The organism is Rothia nasimurium, from assembly GCF_049068285.1.
In the GTDB taxonomy this organism is placed as follows: Bacteria; Actinomycetota; Actinomycetes; order Actinomycetales; family Micrococcaceae; genus Rothia; species Rothia nasimurium_I.
Window position 1 is genome coordinate 14,574 of sequence record NZ_JBLKPV010000015.1, and the last position, 17,270, is coordinate 31,843.

General features: G+C 53.0%; 15 protein-coding genes and 1 pseudogene. 6 read left to right on the forward strand and 10 right to left on the reverse strand.

Translation table 11 applies throughout. The features are described 5' to 3' along the window. The 3 genes from ACMXX3_RS11060 (at position 1) to ACMXX3_RS11070 (ending at position 3,768) form a co-directional block, all read left to right on the forward strand. Positions 1 to 1,587 carry a hypothetical protein gene (locus ACMXX3_RS11060; RefSeq protein ID WP_421084764.1) on the forward strand — a complete coding sequence of 529 codons (1,587 nt, stop codon included), beginning with the start codon at positions 1 to 3 and terminating at the stop codon, positions 1,585 to 1,587. 66 nt (positions 1,588 to 1,653) lie between these two features. Next, positions 1,654 to 3,348 carry a type IV secretory system conjugative DNA transfer family protein gene (locus tag ACMXX3_RS11065; protein ID WP_421084765.1) on the forward strand — a complete coding sequence of 565 codons (1,695 nt, stop codon included), beginning with the start codon at positions 1,654 to 1,656 and terminating at the stop codon, positions 3,346 to 3,348. Positions 3,349 to 3,360: 12 nt separating this feature from the next. Next, on the forward strand, positions 3,361 to 3,768 hold the full coding sequence (locus ACMXX3_RS11070; protein ID WP_421084766.1) for a DUF4913 domain-containing protein: 408 nt from the start codon (positions 3,361 to 3,363) through the stop codon (positions 3,766 to 3,768). A gap of 79 nt (positions 3,769 to 3,847) precedes the next feature. Here ACMXX3_RS11070 and mobF read toward each other — a convergent pair whose 3' ends face one another. The 3 genes from mobF to ACMXX3_RS11085 all read right to left on the reverse strand — a co-directional run bounded on the left by mobF (position 3,848) and on the right by ACMXX3_RS11085 (position 10,256). Next, a complete protein-coding gene (mobF, locus tag ACMXX3_RS11075; RefSeq protein ID WP_421084767.1) occupies positions 3,848 to 8,965 on the reverse strand; it encodes a MobF family relaxase in 5,118 nt (1,705 codons plus the stop codon). A 529-nt stretch (positions 8,966 to 9,494) separates the two neighbouring features. Then, complete coding sequence (locus ACMXX3_RS11080) at positions 9,495 to 9,839, reverse strand: hypothetical protein (protein ID WP_421084768.1); 345 nt, start codon at positions 9,837 to 9,839, stop codon at positions 9,495 to 9,497. A gap of 123 nt (positions 9,840 to 9,962) precedes the next feature. Beyond that, positions 9,963 to 10,256, reverse strand: coding sequence for a hypothetical protein (locus ACMXX3_RS11085; RefSeq protein WP_421084769.1), 294 nt, complete (start codon positions 10,254 to 10,256; stop codon positions 9,963 to 9,965). 465 nt (positions 10,257 to 10,721) lie between these two features. Here ACMXX3_RS11085 and ACMXX3_RS11090 point away from each other — a divergent pair, with 465 nt between their 5' ends. Further along, positions 10,722 to 11,126 carry a hypothetical protein gene (locus ACMXX3_RS11090; RefSeq protein WP_421084770.1) on the forward strand — a complete coding sequence of 135 codons (405 nt, stop codon included), beginning with the start codon at positions 10,722 to 10,724 and terminating at the stop codon, positions 11,124 to 11,126. A 49-nt stretch (positions 11,127 to 11,175) separates the two neighbouring features. Here ACMXX3_RS11090 and ACMXX3_RS11095 read toward each other — a convergent pair whose 3' ends face one another. Both ACMXX3_RS11095 and ACMXX3_RS11100 read right to left on the reverse strand, forming a co-directional pair. Then, positions 11,176 to 11,643 (reverse strand): hypothetical protein, encoded by a 468-nt coding sequence (locus ACMXX3_RS11095; RefSeq protein ID WP_421084771.1) that lies wholly within the window; start codon positions 11,641 to 11,643, stop codon positions 11,176 to 11,178. Between the two features lie 86 nt (positions 11,644 to 11,729). After that, positions 11,730 to 12,068 (reverse strand): hypothetical protein, encoded by a 339-nt coding sequence (locus tag ACMXX3_RS11100; protein WP_421084772.1) that lies wholly within the window; start codon positions 12,066 to 12,068, stop codon positions 11,730 to 11,732. A 477-nt stretch (positions 12,069 to 12,545) separates the two neighbouring features. On the opposite strand from ACMXX3_RS11100, the gene ACMXX3_RS11105 reads away from it, so the two are divergent. Continuing rightward, positions 12,546 to 13,103: a GNAT family N-acetyltransferase gene (locus ACMXX3_RS11105; protein ID WP_421084773.1), complete on the forward strand. Its 558-nt coding sequence runs from the start codon at positions 12,546 to 12,548 to the stop codon at positions 13,101 to 13,103. Next, complete coding sequence (locus ACMXX3_RS11110) at positions 13,103 to 13,666, forward strand: recombinase family protein (RefSeq protein ID WP_421084774.1); 564 nt, start codon at positions 13,103 to 13,105, stop codon at positions 13,664 to 13,666. Before ACMXX3_RS11105 ends, ACMXX3_RS11110 begins: the two co-directional genes overlap by 1 nt. Here ACMXX3_RS11110 and ACMXX3_RS11115 read toward each other — a convergent pair. From ACMXX3_RS11115 to ACMXX3_RS11135, 5 genes and pseudogenes are all read right to left on the reverse strand, one after another. Next, complete coding sequence (locus tag ACMXX3_RS11115) at positions 13,663 to 14,193, reverse strand: hypothetical protein (RefSeq protein ID WP_421084775.1); 531 nt, start codon at positions 14,191 to 14,193, stop codon at positions 13,663 to 13,665. The genes ACMXX3_RS11110 and ACMXX3_RS11115 overlap by 4 nt on opposite strands. A gap of 506 nt (positions 14,194 to 14,699) precedes the next feature. Continuing rightward, on the reverse strand, positions 14,700 to 15,047 hold the full coding sequence (locus ACMXX3_RS11120; RefSeq protein ID WP_421084776.1) for a hypothetical protein: 348 nt from the start codon (positions 15,045 to 15,047) through the stop codon (positions 14,700 to 14,702). Beyond that, positions 15,048 to 15,701: an AAA family ATPase gene (locus ACMXX3_RS11125; RefSeq protein ID WP_421084777.1), complete on the reverse strand. Its 654-nt coding sequence runs from the start codon at positions 15,699 to 15,701 to the stop codon at positions 15,048 to 15,050. Between the two features lie 90 nt (positions 15,702 to 15,791). Beyond that, on the reverse strand, positions 15,792 to 16,529 hold the full coding sequence (locus ACMXX3_RS11130) for a class F sortase (protein ID WP_421084778.1): 738 nt from the start codon (positions 16,527 to 16,529) through the stop codon (positions 15,792 to 15,794). Between the two features lie 94 nt (positions 16,530 to 16,623). Further along, positions 16,624 to 17,270, reverse strand: a pseudogene (locus tag ACMXX3_RS11135) (hypothetical protein); the annotation flags it as partial.

The window sequence follows — 17,270 nt, forward strand, 5'->3', positions numbered from 1 at the left end:
ATGGATTTCCTTGTTGATCTCACCGCAAAAATCCTGAAGAAATATGACCGTTGGCGCGGTAAAGAAGAAGCAGAGTTTGAGGCAGAACGCTACGGGCTACCAACTCTGGGTGAACGTGGTTTCAAGCGTCGAGACGGCGGATACACCGCGGTGACTGAACCACTCGTTGAGTTCTCTGCCTCTTCTCAGCAGGTTGCAGGTCTCTTCCCCTTCTCTGTTGGTTCTTCTACTCCTTTTGTGGGAACGATCTTGGGGAAGAACCTCCTGAACCAGCAGCCGGTTACCGGAGACCCTATTTCCTGGTATCTGGCCGGACTGATTTCAGCTCCGTCTGGGGTTCTCATGGCTCTCAATGGTCGTGGTAAGTCCTCCCTGGTTCAGCGGATGATGCTTGGTTGCGCTGATTCAGGGTTTATCCCTATGGTGCTTGGCGATACCAAACCTGACTACGCTGAAACAGTAAAAGCCTTGGGCGGTGTTCACGTTCGGTTGGGCCCTGATTTGGATTGTGTGAACCCTCTTGATGCTGGCCCCTTGTGGCAACGTATCGGTGAGATTGAAGCCTACGATGCTCAGCATGGCACCAACCATGCCCAGGGCCTCAGAGCTGAGATGCACACCAGGCGCGTCTCGACACTACTAGCTATGTTCCGTCTCTCTGGCGAGGAAAAGGCACAAGCCGTCGCCCATGACTCGCTCTTGCTTTCCCTAGGGGTACAGGACGCTACCGAACGCTGCGAGGCGATGACCCCGCCACGACAGCCGCTCATTGCTGATGTGCAGGATTCTATCGCCCAAGGTGGAGAACGCTTCCGAACAGCCCTTTTGGTTGATTCTGAAGAAGAGTATGTTAAAGAGTCTCGGGCCCTGCTGCTAGCTCTGAACGTTTTTTCTGCCGGAGGCGTCTACGGCAACATGTTCTCGCAGCAAACCTCAAAACACCTTGATTTGACCCGACCTGTGGACTTCGATATTTCCGCCGTCCGGGTTCTTGGAAATAAGAACTTGCTGGCCACGGTTCAGATTGTGTGTTGGTACTACGGTCAGGCAGCCATGTCTGCGGCTAAGACTCTAGCCCATATCGGTCTGATGCCTGAGCTGCATTACTTCGTGGTTCTTGACGAGATGTGGCAGTTGCTGGAGCTGGACCCTGAGATGATTGGGTTCATCGACGAGTACACACGCCTTAATCGAACCATCGGTATTGCTCAGATGGCCGTGACGCATACGCCTAAAGACCTGGTCTTCGCTGATTCACGACTGACTGAAAAAGCCAAGGGCTTCTTGGAGCGTTCTCCCTTCAAGCTCTACGGGGCTTTATCTCGTACGGATATGCCGGCCTTGGATGAAGTGATCCCTATGAGCGAGAAGGAGAAGAAGCAGCTGGTGGATTGGTCGCCAGATGGCGTGATGGACCCGAACACACACAAGATCACCCCTCCGGTGGGGCTGGGTAAGTTCCTTTTCAAAGCAGGTCCTGGCCCTGGACGTCCTTTCCAGGTGACTTTGACGGCTCAGGAGAAGAAGCTCCTAGAATCCAACAAGGCTTGGTCTCAGGCTATCGAAGCTATGGGTAGCCGCCGCTAAAAAAGATACAGAGGGGAAGCTACGGGAAACCGTGGCTTCCCTTTCTTCTGTTCAGGAGAATTTCCGATGCTCAAATCAAAATCAATCCGCTTTCTGGTGGTTTTCATTGCGGCCTTAGCGGGTATCTGGATAGCTCTTCAGCTAGGCGCTGTTCTGGGAGGAACAACCCCACCTGACCAGCACCCGCTCTCAGGACTCATTCAAGTGCTGACAGGCAAAAGGAAGGCCGGAATTATTACTTGGGTTCTGCTGGGACTCGTAGGGTTAGGAGTCATTATCCTGGCTGCGCTTTATCCCGTAGACTCTCAAGATTCCAACTCAGTCGAGACGAAAAACCGGCTCATGAGGGCTCAGAAACTAGCTCAGGCAGCCTCTTCTACCGATTTGGCCAAAACGACTGATTCAAGGGGCTTGCTCCTTGGAACGATTGATAAGGGCAAGACACCGGTTTTTCAGTCCTGGGAGTCCTGTTCTCTTATCTTCATGGGTGCCCGCATGGGTAAGACCACTGGATACGTCATCCCTAATGCTCTCCAATCACCGGGACCCTACATATTGACTACCAATAAATATGATGGGGTAGCTGAAGTTATTGCCGCCCGGGGCAACCGTGGGCGCGTCTGGATTTTTGACCCTGAGGCAGTGCTGCCGAAGACAGAACAGAATTCAGCTCCCTGGATGCAGTGGGATCTGTGGTCACGGGTGAACACTAAGTCTGATGCAGAGGCTGTAGCAAAGATTCTCAACCATTCCACCAAGCTCACAGATGCTGATACGGTTTCTTCTTCTGACTCCTTCTTTGAGCCTAAGTCCTATGCCTTGGCTGTGGCGCTCTTGTTCATTGCTTCACAGCAGAGAATGAAAATTTATGATCTGCATAAGCTACTGATTGACGGCAACCTGAGCAGGTTGGAGGCTCTGCTTAGCGAGGGGTTCCCGCTACTTGCCTTGGACATTAAGGGCCTTGCTAATCAGCCTGATAAAACCCGTGACAATATCTTGGCCGGGGCTTCTCGTATCTTAGGGCCTATTGCAAACGATATGGTGCTTAAGTGGATTGAGCCAGACGGTTCAGCTGATTCTTTCAGCCCTGATGCATTCGTTCGGAGCCAAGACACTTTGATTGTCCTGGTGAAGGATGGGGGAACTTCTGCCGCTTCCCTTTCTTCCTTACTCGTTGATGCTGTCTTTGCTGCTGCTTCAGCTGCTGCTGCTCCACGTCTTGACCCGCCCCTGGTGGCTGATTTGGACGAAATCAATAACACGGTTCATATCAAGGATTTACCCGATCGGTACACCTACTACGGCTCTAAAGGCCTGGTCGTCAATGCCTATCTTCAGGCCTATGCCTCTGGTGAGAAGCTGTGGGGGAAGACCGGGTATAAGCAAATTCGTTCAGCTGCAACGGTAAAAGTTGTCGGTGGCGGCCTGGAAGATAAGGAAGAGCTGGAATCGCTCTCGGCCATGATTGGCAAGTATGAACGCTCTACATCGTCCTACTCGTACAATTCTGCCTCTGGTGGTACAAGCTCGGTCGCGCGGCGGACCTCTTCACATTCCAAACAGTGGCACGACATTATGACGGTCAGTGAGTTAGCAAACTTGCCCCGCTATCAGGCTGTTGTTCGCATTGCTGGTTTTGGCTCAGGCATTGTGGAGAAAAAGCCCTGGTTTGAGGATGAAGATTTTTCTGCTGCGGTATCAACTGCTGATGTTGCTGCGGTTGCTCGTTCTCTGGGTTTTGAACCGACTCATTCGTGAAAGGTGTAGCTTATGACTGTTGCTAAGAGACTTGAAACTATGGGTGATAAGGAGCTGAGGGCTTTTACTGAGTTCGTCGATTGGTTCTTTAACACCTATGAATCTACTGCTTTTGAAAAGGGTGGTGCTCACTTGCCTTGTCCTAGGTGGTGGGAACACCCGGAGGCGGTGGAGCGGCTGTACACCTTGCACTGTTTAGATGCTGCACTCAAGGAAGGGGACGGCGACGGGCTAGATAATTTCTGGCGAGATGTTGACCATCATACGCTGTATCTGTTCGGCCCAAGTTCGCCTTTCCGCAGCTGTAACTATCAGCTCCACAGGGAGACCTTGGAGCTTTCTCGTCAGTTAGAAGGTCAGCAGCTCGGTGCTGATGCCTACGCTGCGCTTAGGTCTTCTTCTGAAGCTAATTATTCATAAATTTCTGTGATGCTGCCATCAACAATTTGGGGCGGTGTCCTCACCAAATAATGGTGAGGACACCGCCCCTTTTTTGTGTCTAACGCTGCCGTTCCTGAGCCTTTGAACGTGATCTGAACGCTTCACGCTCTTGCTCTTTACGGGCCTGCGACTGAACCTGCTTCTGCTGCTCTTGTGAGCTAGCGGGAGTCCGTAGAGCCCGCTGCTTCTGCTGGTTATCACGTAGCTTCACAGCGTTCAGTTGCCTCTGCTCCTGGGTAGCTTCTACCTTCTCCTTACTGGTTTGAGCCTGAACAGATGCCTGCTCAGAACGGTGCTTCAGCGTCTCAGTTTCAGACCTGAGCTGACGGTATTCCTGACGAGAGCGTAGGTAGCTGCCGGGGTCTTGCGCCGGGTCAATGTCAGTTCCCCACTTAGCAATATGGGACTTGAGCTGTTCCTCATAAACGGCGTGGAGTTTACGGCGTGCAAACATACCAGCAGAATTAGCGTCTTCTTTGGTCTTCTGGAGGTGAGCAAAATCAGTCCGTGCTTCTGTCATGATTTGGCTCTGGAGTTCCTTCAGGCGTTCTTGTGCCTTCTGGTATTCCTCTTGTGCTTTCTGGGCCTTGTTCTGAGCGGCCTGTACCTCTTCCTTCTGCGCTTGGGTCAAGGCATCTAGCTGTTTTGCTGTGCTAGTGAGAGTTCGTTCTTCATCTTCTAGCATCTGTAGTCTCCTTGCGGTCTCAGCGGATATGAGCTGTTCTGCCTCTGAGGAAGTTTCCTTCTCCATACGTGTATCAAGCTGTTGTGAGAGAGTCTCGTACAGTGTCTCTTCACTCTTAAGGGTGCTTGAGAGGCGGTATCGCTTATGCACATCGGTGATCTGGCCTTTCAAGAACTTGCCCTGATCTCCACCACGCACCAAGTCCTTTGGCAGGGCTTCAGTTTCGCCTGCGGGCACCTTGTACTTCTCGCGGAAGGCCTCAACTTCAGCGGCCACTCGGAACCAGTGCCGTGCGTTCCGGGTACGGGCAGGAACCTGCCCTAACTCTTCAGTCCAGGCAGGCTTCTCTGCTGCTAGTTGCTTGCCCCGTAGCTGCACCAGCTCAGCCACCTCACGGTGCTGAGCCTTCAGCACGCGCTTGAGTGAATCCGGGGTGTACTGGTCATACTGCCAGAAGGAATCTAGGCTATGACCGCTCACACCCTTCACAATCCGGTCCTTAGACTCGACACCGGGGGCTTGTACCTCGGGAATCAGGGTGGCACGAATCTTCTTCTCCCATTGCAGAGAATTCAGAATCGTAAAATCAGCACCAGAACGGGGACGTTCACCACGAACAATCTCTTCCACCTGCCGCTGCTCAGGTGAGGCCCAGCGACGCCGGGTCACTTCAGCGTCCATGAGTGCCAGGTTCTCTGAGATTTGGGCGTAAGCTCGAGTATCGCCGGTTGATTCAGCAACAGAGAGAGCCTTGACGGTATTGACCCTCATTTCTTTCAGATGGGCCGAGGGTACTAGCGCGTAGTCACGTTCAATCCAGCGTGGATCTTCAATTTCACGTTCCTTTACCGGCTTGGTGCGCTCCTGGGCGCGGGCAATGAGCTGCTCCAGTTGCTCAGTGGGAATATGAGCCATAGGCCGGGCATATTGGCCGAACCGCTCCTGGGCTGCCTCATTAGCTGCTCGCACTCCTTGAATACGCCAGTGCAGTACCGCTGAAACGTCCTCAGCACCTGCCAAGTCTCGTTGCTGGTAGGCGCGGGTGAAAGTCTCTACTGGATCTAGGCCACTACGGTAGGTATCAGCTAGTTCATGTGCCAGAGCGCCCCAGGCCGGGCTCTGGAAGAAAGCAGAAGCACTCTGAGCACCAATAGCTTCAGTTACCACAGACTTCATAGCCTCTTCTGAAGCATAGAGTGAGAGGTCGTCGTACTTTTCCAGGGCTGCTGCCACATTGCGTTCAGCTGCCCGTTGGGCCTTCGCCTCTTCGTGGAAGGAAAGGTTACGGTCAAAGTTGTTGGTAATAGCGCCCAGCACGTCATCACGGGACTGGCCTTCAGTGGTAGCAACATAAAGCCTGTTGGATTCACGGCCACGAGAAAGCGCCACATAGGCGTTAGCGCGACTTGTCGAACTATCAGCTACTGCGTGCACGGTATCCACTGTCGCACCCTGGGCTCGGCTAATAGTAGAGGCATAGCCTAGCTGTACATATTCGCTGACGTATTCAGCTGGCAGGGTTACAACTCCACCGTGGGCTGTGTGCACGGCCTTAATCTCACCCGAGGGAGTGACTGACTTGACCCGCCAACTATCACCATTCTTAACGAAGTCTTTACCGTTATTGACCCTGAGCTTGTAGTCATTTTTACGGGTCACAATGACATCGCCACGGAAAGCGCGGGTGCCGTCGTCCAGCTCTACCACCTGACGCTTGGACTCTTTCACTGTCCCTGAATCGATGGCTGCGGTCTGAGCAAACTGATTCAGTTTCTTGACATCATCGTTGCTCGGGGCCAACATCAAAGAGTGTTTACCGGCTGCGGTATCAGCGGCCCAAGCAGCATAAACATCGGCCAGCATGACCTCTTTATCACCGGCAGTGATGCGATCATTGTTCAAATACCAGTCAAAGGGCTTATCCGTACCCACCAGCGCAGGTTCACGCAAAGCCAGGGTCGCTGCCGCTTCCTCTTGATTCTTGAAGCGGAAGACATCTTCAAGGTAGATAGCCCCGGCCTCGGCCTCAATCAGGCGTAAAGCACCACCAGAACCAATGGCTGAAAGCTGGCGGTAGTCACCAATACCGCGCACCACAGCACCCTGTTCACGGGCTTGCTCGACGATCTTTGCTAAGTCCAATGTCGAAGCCATACCGATTTCATCCACCAACAGCACATCCCCAGGATTCAGAGCAAAGCCAGGGGTAAGAGGGCTGGTGAACTTAGCAACAGTCATAGCCTCAATGTCGAGTTCCTTCTCCATAATGGAGGCAGCAACAGCAGTCGGGGCTAGACCGATAACCCTGTGCCCGCTGGCTCTGGCGGTATCCACAGCGGCCTTCATCGAGGTAGTTTTACCGGCACCGGCAGGACCGATACCGACCACCAGCAGGCGTTCGTCGGTCACAAAGGCTCGGGCCATATCCTCCTGAGTGGAGGAAAGCCGACCGCCCTCAGCCTTGAGCTGTGCAACCTGACGATCAAAGACATCATGGGTGGAAACTGGGATAACTTTTTCTACGGTAGCAGCATTGATGAGGGAACGCTCAGCGGAGAATACAGCATGTGAAGAGAAGAGCTCATAGTCTGCCCGACGGTACACGCTAGTACCGTCCTGGCGCAGCTTAGCTGCGGGAAGCTCTACCGCTTCACCAAAGTTATTCAGGGATACAGACTGGTTCTTGACCGCTGCAACGGTAGCAAGAACTTTCTGCCGGTCTACACCAGAACCAGAAGTTATATCCCTAAAATAGCGTTCGGCTTCAGCCTGAATATGGGTAATCTTCCAGGTGGAGCGAGTAGCTTGAAGACGCTCAATGATAGCTTCGGCGTGCTCAATTTCAGGAGTTGTTAGTGCCTGGGCTTTGGCCTCAATAACCTTCTCGGCCTGCTTGGTAGAGGCTTCTTGCAGATGGGCGTAAAGTGCTTCACCCACAGGCAAATTCAGCCCCTTCACCTGCACCTGTTCGCGCCACTGAGTGTTCAATTCAGCCAGGGAGTGTGCCCCATCCTTATGGGGACGGGTGGCTAAAGTTGCCTGTTGGCGCAAGGCAATACGAGCCTTATCGTTGGGTGCGTAGCCGTGTTCTTGAATGTACTTTTCTTCCAGTTCAGCCAGGATCTTGTTGATATTGGTGGAGCGAGAGGAGAAAGCTTGAATGGTCCCAGTGTCAATACCGGCTAGCTCATGAATCATCCGGCCTTTGCGTTCTTCGCCCACGAACTCAAGACCTAAATCTGCGTGAATGTGCTCAGCGATCTTGGAGTTATAGAGCTCGGAGGCGGCCACATTGTAGGAGTAGAGCATCCTCCCGTCCAGGGTGAGCCAGCGTCCATCTTGGCCCTGAATCTTGTTAGCGATTACTAGGTGGTCGTGAAGGTTGGGGTCTCCATTGCGGGAGTCATAGTGGCGGAACTTAGTGGCGATGATGCCTGATTTCACGTCTTCTTGGGCGATACCACCCTTACCGCGTCGGGTGTAGATGACGTTCTCTTCAAGGTATGCCACCACGTCTTGAATGGCTTTTTCGTGAGCGGTCTCAATGCCCTTGCGTAGAGTTTCATCTCCCAGTCCCCAGGCAATTGAAACGGATTTGGTGGGGGTAAATACCAGGTCGAAACCGGCCACAGTTTGCTGCTGGGGTTTGGTTTGAGATGCAACCCAACGTTTAAGTTCTTCCTTGCTACGGGGTTCACGGCGGTGCTCTTCACGGAAGGTTTGACCGGCCACGCGGTTACGGATTTCGCGGGCTTCTTCCTTGGTGGGTTCGCGGTCATTTTGGCGCAGGAAGCGGGCTTTTTCCTCAACTAGTTTCTTGACATAGGGAGTCTTGACCGTATCAAAAGTGTGGGCTGGTTCAGCGTTGCGTCGGGAGAGAATGCCGGTTTCTTGACCTGCTGCTCGGGCCGCTGCTTTCTGGGCGCGGGCCTGCTGCGTCTCGGTCATCTGGTAGTTAGCCAGGAAGTTTTCTTTGAGTTCTTCTAGGTTTTCAGGGGTCCGGTAGACGGCTTTATTGGCCTTGGAGAAGTCATTTCCTGCTGCCTTATAGGCCTCAATTTTCTTGCTTACTGCCTGGTGACTAATGCCGTTGAGTAGGTTATTACCTACCTCTTCTAGGGTCTTACCCTGCTTGATAGCCAGGTGAACATCCCAGGCTTTTGTAGCGTATTCTAGGCGCTTTTCTTCCAGGGTTGAGGCGTAGATTGCTTCTGATTTATCCGGCTTTTGCGCCAGAAGTTCAGCCAGCTCTTCACTGGTGACCGGCAGCTGCTGACCGGAGAAAAGAGCCTTCATCTGGCGCTCATTGACCTGACCGGTAAGGGCTAGTTCGGCAGCACCTGCACCAACCCACTGACCCGGCGGCATACCGGTGACCGTGTAATAATCGCCCAGCTCACGGTTCTTATCGCGCAGCACATCGGCACTGGCTACTTCGCCAGTGTAGTAGCGATACCCATCGCCCGCCGAGAGCTTATGCACGGTCATCATGGCTATATCATACCACCCGCTTATTATGAATTACTCATAATGCAACTTCCTGATTTATTGGATGCATGAGGTGTGACGAAAAAATGGGCGCTAGAACAGGGGTTTCGTCTCTGGGGGAGCTTGCGGAGGAAGAGGCAGCTGAAACGTTCTAGGGTCCTTTCGTCCGGCACACTTGCCGCGGTTTTGCACACGAGGCCAGCCTGTGTGCAGACCTGTCCATAGATGGAGGAGCCTGCGGGGGAATCTATGGACAGGTCTGTGCATCAGGGCTGAGGTTCTTGTGGGAAAGTTGACCGCAGGTAAAGTCGGGGGAGCCTGCGGAGGAGACTTTAGCTGTGCACAGCTTTTCCACAAGTAGCAAACACAGTGCTGACTCGACAAGCACGCGAGGTACGAGCAATAATGCTTGAGTCAGCACGTTAGGTTTGCGTATCCGTGCCGATTGTGTAAAACCGTACGCCGGGCTTTGCCCGGCGCGCGAAGTGCCCCCGTGACCGTTAGGTGGTCACGGGGGCACTTACCTTTCTGGTTAGCTGGTCATATCCGCCAGGTACTCAAAAACTCCGGCGCTGGTCATGAGTAGGTGGTATCGCACTTCTTCAGGAAGATACTTGGGAATGTCCTGCCCGCCCTTATCGCGTACTAACTCAAATGAGCACCAGCCCCGCATTTTGGTAGGCTTCTTCCAGTTCACAAAGCAAGTCACCAGGTGAACATACTTCTTAGGAATGTAGATACAGATTCCCTGTGAGGGCTGATGTACTTCATGCTCGGTCGACTCAGTCTCCAGGTAGTATGCAATTTCTGCCCCGGTGCCTTCCTCGTCAAACATAATGCGAGTCATGAGCTTTTCGGTACTTGCTGAGGTTGCCATTTTGGCTGTATCCTTTCTATACGGTCTTAGGTAAAGCCGGTAAAACTTGAACCTAAGATTTTCTGGGTGCCAGGACACTTTGTTTAAGTGTCCTGGCGCTTTTCTTATCTCTAACGACAAGCTCTAGGCGTAGTTTGAGTAGTAGAGCTTTTGCCCCTCATAGGGCCAAGCGTCTGCCACTGCGTTCACCGAAAAGAACGGTGACTCTCCGCCCTTGAGCTTGCGCCTGAGAACCTTATCTGAAACAAAACTATCCTTAGCTGGCTCAGTGTGTCCGCTCCACCAATCACCGGAATTTGCTCCGCTAATCTCGCGTACCCACACAGTCTTTTCGGTGGCTCTGATGACCTGGTAGAACTCGACATTAGTCTGGTCGTATCCCCAAGAGGTGTAAAAAATATCGCCTGCCTGAACCATGATGTTCTCCATTCGCTAGGTGAGAGGGGCGGGTTAGATGTGTGGCTGGGAGCCCGCCCTGTGCCGGTTGGCGAAGCAAAGAGAACTGAGCCGTCAAAGAAAAAATGGCAACCCTTTAGGGCGGTGGGGCACCACTTTTTCTGAGGAAATAAGCGTAGCGCCGAAGAAAAAGGGGATAACCACCGCTGCGAGCTTGCGAGCAGTTGCATTTTTTCTTGGCTCAGTATCTTTGTCGTAGGCAACCGGCACCTCCTATCACCGCGATCAGTAGCGGCCTCGCAAATAGAACTTAAGCTTTGGCTGGAAGTAAGCCGCTACTGATCCTGCGGTGAAGCTAGCAGAGCCAGCGGAGCGGCAGCGACGATGTCCTTTTCTTGCGCCTAAAAATCAGCAAGCTCTGTTAAAGAAGAAGGCTCTCAGGTAGTCTAGAAGCAAGAGAACTTCATTACCCTATAAGGAGGAACTATGGCAGGCCGTAAAAGTAGCACAGCCATTAATGCACAGAAGAAGGCAGCAGAAGCTGCTCTAAAGTTTCAGCAACAACAGGATCGCTTGTTGGAACTTGCAGCTGAGTTTTTCTCTATTCCTGAGAAGAACGGTGTTAGTGATCTGGAGAAGCAGATTGAGGATTTAGAAGTAAAAATTCAGCAACTGCGCGAAAAGATTAATCAGCAACAGGAAAGCTCACAGCTTGAACAGGCTGCCGTAGTTGTTCGGATGAAAACTGAAGGTATTGCTGTGGGTGAGATTGCTCAGCGTTTGGCAATTTCTTCCTCTGAAGCGCGTAGGCTTCTGAAGATGGCTCCCCAGCAAAGTGAAGGATCTTCTACGAATGACAGCGAAGATTCCCGTTCAGATACTGCGGTATAGATAGAAAGAGTGGTGGCTCTACCCAGTGAGGGTAGAGCCACCATTCGTTCTAGAAGAGTGAAAGTTGTTCTGCCGGTATGCCTTTCATGAGTTCATCAACGGCTTGCTGCTTGTAGCCGTCCTTAAGGGTAATTTCGCGCAGGGTGCGTGCAGCTTCCGCTCGGTCAGTTTTTGATTTGGTAGGCCTGCCCTGGAAGTTGGATCGGCCTCTTCTAGAGCGGTCAGCCATGTTTTCTGCCCTGGTTCCAGCGGTTAAGTGTGTGTCAGCTTGAGCCGTTGCTTTGACGCATAGGGTGTTATCGCACCGGTGCAGGGCGTGCAGATCAGTGAGGTTCTCATGTATGAGGGAGAGTGCGTAGCGGTGAGCACGCATGGGTGCGTCCTTGCCGGTGGTGGTGTCTTTTCGCCAGAAGATTCCGTAGCCGTCGTCGCTGATAGCGCCAGTCCATATCCAGCAGGATTCTGGTGCAGGTCCTTTGACAACGTGGTTGAAAAATCGTTGTTCTTCTGTGCTCATGGCTCTACTGTAGCTGCTTCTGTACGTTCTTAAAAGAGTTCTGGCCGGTGTAGATGTCCACACCGGCCAGTTATCGTCCATCAGCTTTATGCAGCGTGTGCCTTGACGTACTCTGCAACCGCCAAACGTACAATCTCAGATTCTTTCTTACCTTGGCGTGCTGCCAGAATAGCCACACTATCCTTGAGCTGCTGGGGGACGCGTGCACGGATAGATGGAGACTCTCCACGCTCTTTCCCTACCTGCGGGCGACCAGGGGCGAACATGGCCAGAGCTTCCTCTTCGCTGGATGCGCCAGTAGCTGCAAGAATCAGTTCAAGAGCCCCAGCGTTATCTCGGCGGATGGTGCTGGGGTCCGCTTCAACTTCGCCTGCCTCGATAGCTCGTGAGTAGTTTTCGTAGTATTCGTTAGTTCCGTAGCTCATCGTTTCCTTCCTTTCTTTAAAGGTACTTGCGATACTTGGACCCCAGGGGCATGACGTGAAAAATCTTCAGACCCCTTGGGGGGATTACCTCTGCGATAACTTCGATATATCGGTCAGTCTGACCGTGAGGGTGCCCGATATATAGAGTGGCGGGCTTGAATCCATCACGACCGGGGATGTCTACCGCTACCTCGTGGTGCAAGATCGCGTAGATCGCATCTTGCTGTGAGATGCCATGCTTGCTTGCGCTAGGGGTAAATTCAACTGCCATACCTATATTGTAGCCGAATAAACGACTACAGTAAATAGCCGCGCAGGAACTGAGTCAAAAATGTTCACTGACAGGTTATGACTCACTCAGGTTTTGACTCAGACTTCTGACGCAAGAAAGAGGGCTTCCCACTCCCCCGCGACGCCGGTAGACTAGGTTGCGTCAAAAACGTTCGTTTATAAACATAAGTTAAGGAGCAAAGAATAATGCTACTTAAAGCAGAGGGCTTCAGCCAGGTCCAAGACCGGAACACCCGATACGCAACCGGATTGGTAGGGGATGGTTACCAGTGGCGCGCAATCGTCGAGACGGATCGGCAGGCAGTTGAAGAAATCGTACGTGCCAACATCGCTGGTTCATCGAATTGGGTAATGCCACAAAATGCAGGTGGCATCGCTTGCCTCAACTCCAGTCAAGAAATCGTAGCTGTAGCAGTTATCGAAGCCTTTGGCATCCAGAATAAAGAGACCTCCTTCAGTCGCCCTGATACCTACGTCCAAGTTTCACAACTTGCAGTGATTCCCACTGAACGGGGTAAAGGTATTGGTCAAGTTACGCTCAACATGGTTGAGCAGCTCTTGGAGAACGAAAATTATAAGTGGGTGTCTATTTCAGGTGGATGTGAGCCATCAGCTGCTAAATTTTATGCGCAGTCTGGTTTCAATGTTCTTGCACCTGGTGAACCGCTCCCTTGGCATCGGCTCCAAACAGACGTTATGAACTCAAACCCGCATTACTCAGCCACCTTCTACAAAACCCGTTAATGAAATTAGGTTACGCCCGCGTCTCAACTAACCAGCAACAAGACTCTCTCGAAGCTCAACACCAGACGCTCAAGACCTACGGCTGCGAAAAAATCTTTACAGACCAAATCTCAGGGGCCCGAGCAGACCGCCCGGGCCTCACTGCTGCCCTTGCCTACGCACGAGAGAAAGACACCATCGTTGTCACCCGCCTTGACCGGCTCGGACGCTCTACCGTCGACGTCCTCCGCACCGTTCAAGAACTCACCAATCGAGGCATCACAATAGAAGCTCTTGATACGAAACTTGATACCCGCACCCCTGCCGGCAAACTCGTTCTTTCCGTGCTCGCGTCAATGGCCGAATTTGAACGTGACTTGATTATAGAGCGCACCCGCGAAGGCCTGGCACACGCACGTTCCCAAGGGCGTATTGGTGGCCGTCCCCCTAAGCTCACCGAAGACCAACAGCAAGCAGCGATGCGCCTTATCGACAACGGCATGAGTGAAAATCAAGTAGCTGCCACACTAGGGGTCTCGCGATCCACTATCACGCGCCTCAAAGCAAAGAAGCGTAACAGCTAGGAACCTAATGTGCGCTCCAGATAAGGGCCAACAGTCCCGTTGAGTAGCACCCGTGTCTTACCCTGCTGCTTCTCGCTGGGCTCCTTGCGCCTGTTAAACATATCCACCAAGAACTGATAATCAACCGCAGGGTTTCCACCGTTATAACAACTTGCCGGAAAGCAACCCTCTTCATACAGCTGCTTCAACACAGCTCTTGTTATGGCTCCACCCTTGAGCTTCAAGGATCCAGTTTCCCTGTATTCTGCAAGGACTGCATACATCTGTATTGCGATGGTGGTCTGCTGGTCAAGGTCTTTGCGCCCGAACAGCTCAATGCAGCTAGAGCCGATGGGATAGAGCGTTGCCCCGGTCTCACGGTTACGGATAGTGAAGAGATACTTCAGGCCCTCTTTGCCACAAACACAGTTCTGTGAACTGGTAGGGTCTATGTTCCGGTCTACCAAGTCCCATTCATGCCGGGCTGCATCAAAATTATCAGCGCAGGAGAGGGCGACGACTTCTTTCGGTAAATTCCAGCTGCTCATAGTGCCATCATAGGCAAAAAGAAAACGCCGCCCTGCCTCAAAGAAGCAGAGCGGCGCTCCTGCCATCATCTCACCACAAGAATCAGGCTAAATGTAGGCACCGGCTCCTCTCCCCCGGTGTAAAGAGAACCCTCATGCAAGAAAGGGCATAAACCACCAAAGAATCAGAGCAAGCGCCCATGATTTTACTAGCGCCTAAAGCGCCAGCACCCATTGTACGGGATAATTCAATCTTCCCCCAGGCGTCATCCCCCCGGAGGCACCTCACCTGATACCAGTGAGCGAACTAAATAAACAATGAAGCTAATAGCCAAGCCCCAGATGATGCAATAACCGATAGCTTGTCGCATCTGAGGGAACCGCCCCAGCACAGGAATCATAGCCGCAGGAATCCCCACAAACAGCCCCATCATCCAGATGACCCGGTGAACTGTCCGCACGACTCCCCAAAGCCGGTATCTCAGTGGTGGCTTCCTGCACTGAGGCGGGTAACGATTCATAGCAACTTACACTTCTTTGGTGATAGGAACGTCAGCCCCGAACTCTTCTTCCAGGGCAGTGAAGAAGTAACGCTCCATGAGCTTTGCCTTGCTAATATCCAGCTGCTCCGCTGCGTAGTTCATCAGCTCTTTCTGGCTTTCCGTGGCCTGAATGGTATAGATGCCGCGCTTGAGACTGGCTCTAGCTCGGGCCTTGACCCGATCTTTAGTCTCAGCAGGCATCTCTACCGTCTGCGTCTTCGCGGTCATCTTGCTTGCTGCCGGTGAGGTCTCTTCCTGTTTCCAACTGGCGTCTTTTTCTGCTGCTTCAATGAAGTCATCGGCAGTTTTTTCAGTGCTGCGTTTGCGAACCATTTATGCCTCTTTCAGGGTTAGGATTTCTTGGGCCAGCAGCTGCACTTCTGCCTTAGCCTTTGCGTCTTTAGCCTCCACTACAGAGATACCTTCACTCATGGCGCTCTGATACGCCTTGCGGTGGTAGATGACCACATCAGCTATCTCAGCTTCGACACCTTGGGGGAAGTCCTCTAGGTAGTCGCGTGCCTCTTGGATTTCATCGCTCAAAGCATGAGTTGAAGCCTTGGAGAGAACGATCAGAGTCTTGAGCTCTTCGTTGAAGTCTCGCGCGGTGTCGATAGTGTCTGCCAGGTCAAGGGTGGAGTCCAAGTCGGCCTGTGAGGTGCCGGTGGGAACCAGCAGAATATCGGCTGCGATCATAGCTGAGCGGGTCTCCTTGGAGTCCTTGCCTGCCGTATCAATAATGACGATATCGTTCTGTTCGTCCAGCTCTTTGAGGGTGGCTGAGAGCTTGCCTTCTTTGCGGGTGGTAATCACCGGGACGTGACCCAGCTCTTCCCGATCGTCTGCCCAACGGGAGGCGGTGCGAACTGAGGGATCAGTTTCGAGAAGGTGTACTTTTTTGCCGAGCTGCTGAAAGGCTACGGCTAGATTGACGGCGAGAGTGGACTTGCCAACCCCGCCCTTGTGGTGAGCAATTAGTAAAATCATGGCTCCATCCTAACAACTAACAGAACACAACACAATAGAACAAAACAATTTTGTTTTGTTGTGTTCTGTTCAATGGTGAACACTGGTGGCTTACAGGCTAACTGGGGTGGTCTCGATAATGAGGTTGTCGGCATAGCGGAACTGGAACTCTCCCCCGACGTCCTCAACAGATGGGCCCGAGCAGGTCATCAGCACAATGCGCTTATCTCCTGCTGCTCGGAAGATGCGCGACTCAATCTCTTGCTGTTCCCGTAGCTGTTCAGCTAGGGCTGTATCGCTCGGGTTTGCCGCCGCTTTGGCTTCAAGGTCTGGGTCAAATTGCGGAGCCACAATCACACTAGTGACCTGCGAGATCACCAAGGTCCCATCCTCTGCCTTGGTATAAATCAGATCGCAGGCTTGGAGCTTATGCAGGTTGCCCCAGGCGGTGAGCTCACCACCTTTAGGGCTTTTGACTCCTGGCTGTAAATCCACATGCCCAACCAGCAGGGAAGCACCCTCGGGGGATTCGATAGCTTCTGAGGGGGCGTAGATAATTCCATCGTCACTGATGGATTCAGCCGGTAGGTAGTCGCTGGGGCTGAAGCTGGCTCCAACCTCTAGTCGTGGTGAGTACCAGCTGCCAGGGGTTAGGTCTACATCCTGCGGTAGCTGCTCAGGTGGTGGGCATTGGTAGTCCATGAACTCGCTAGCAGGTGCTGGTGCTTGGGTGATTTCTTGCGCGACGGCTGGGACTGGCTCCTGATTTGCCTGTGTGAGCAGGAGCCCTCCGCCTGCCGCTAGGGTCAGGGCAGTGCCGGTGAGTAGAAGTGCCTGATGTTTTTTCATGGGCTCTAGCCTTTGTGTCTTCGGTGGAAGGAGGGGAAATGGCGGGGGTGCTCTCGCGGGTGAAAGCACCCCCGGCTTTCTCTATAGCTTCTTCTTAGGAAACGGTGGTCGCCTGGCGGCGGTAGAAGATGATTCCTGCTGCGGTCAGGGTGATTCCCAGAGCACCTGCAATACCCAGAAGAAGGGGTGCTGCTGCGCTCTTTCGATCTGCGGCAGGGGCTGCCTCGATTGAGGCTGCACCGCCTGCCTTGAAGGTGGTTGCAGGCACCTTGCGCTCAGTGGTCTTCTTTTCGCCGGTGGCAGGATTTGTCACAGTCTGGGTGACGGTGGTCTGACCTTCTGCCGGGCTAACCACAAATTCGGTGGTGACTTGCTCTCCTGCTGCGGTAACTTCCTCAGTCACCACGACGGTTTCGCCAGTCTCGGTGGTTTGCTCCTGGGTGACGGTGCCGGTCAGCAAAATGTTCTGCTCAGCATCCACTTCGACAGGGATAGCTTCAGCAGTTGCTTCAGGCGCAGTGTTTTCAGGTGCTGTCGCTTCGGCTGTGGCACTGGGTGCCGGTGCGATAGTTTCTACCGGCACCGGAGCATTTTCAGATTCGCTGGGTTCAGCTGAAGGTTCAATCGTTGCATCAGCAGTTGGTTCAGCGGTGGGATCTGCCGGGGCAGTTTCACTCGCGGTCGACTCGGGGGTGGGTTCTGCTGATTCGCTGGGCTGTTCTGAGGGTTCCTCGGTAGGCT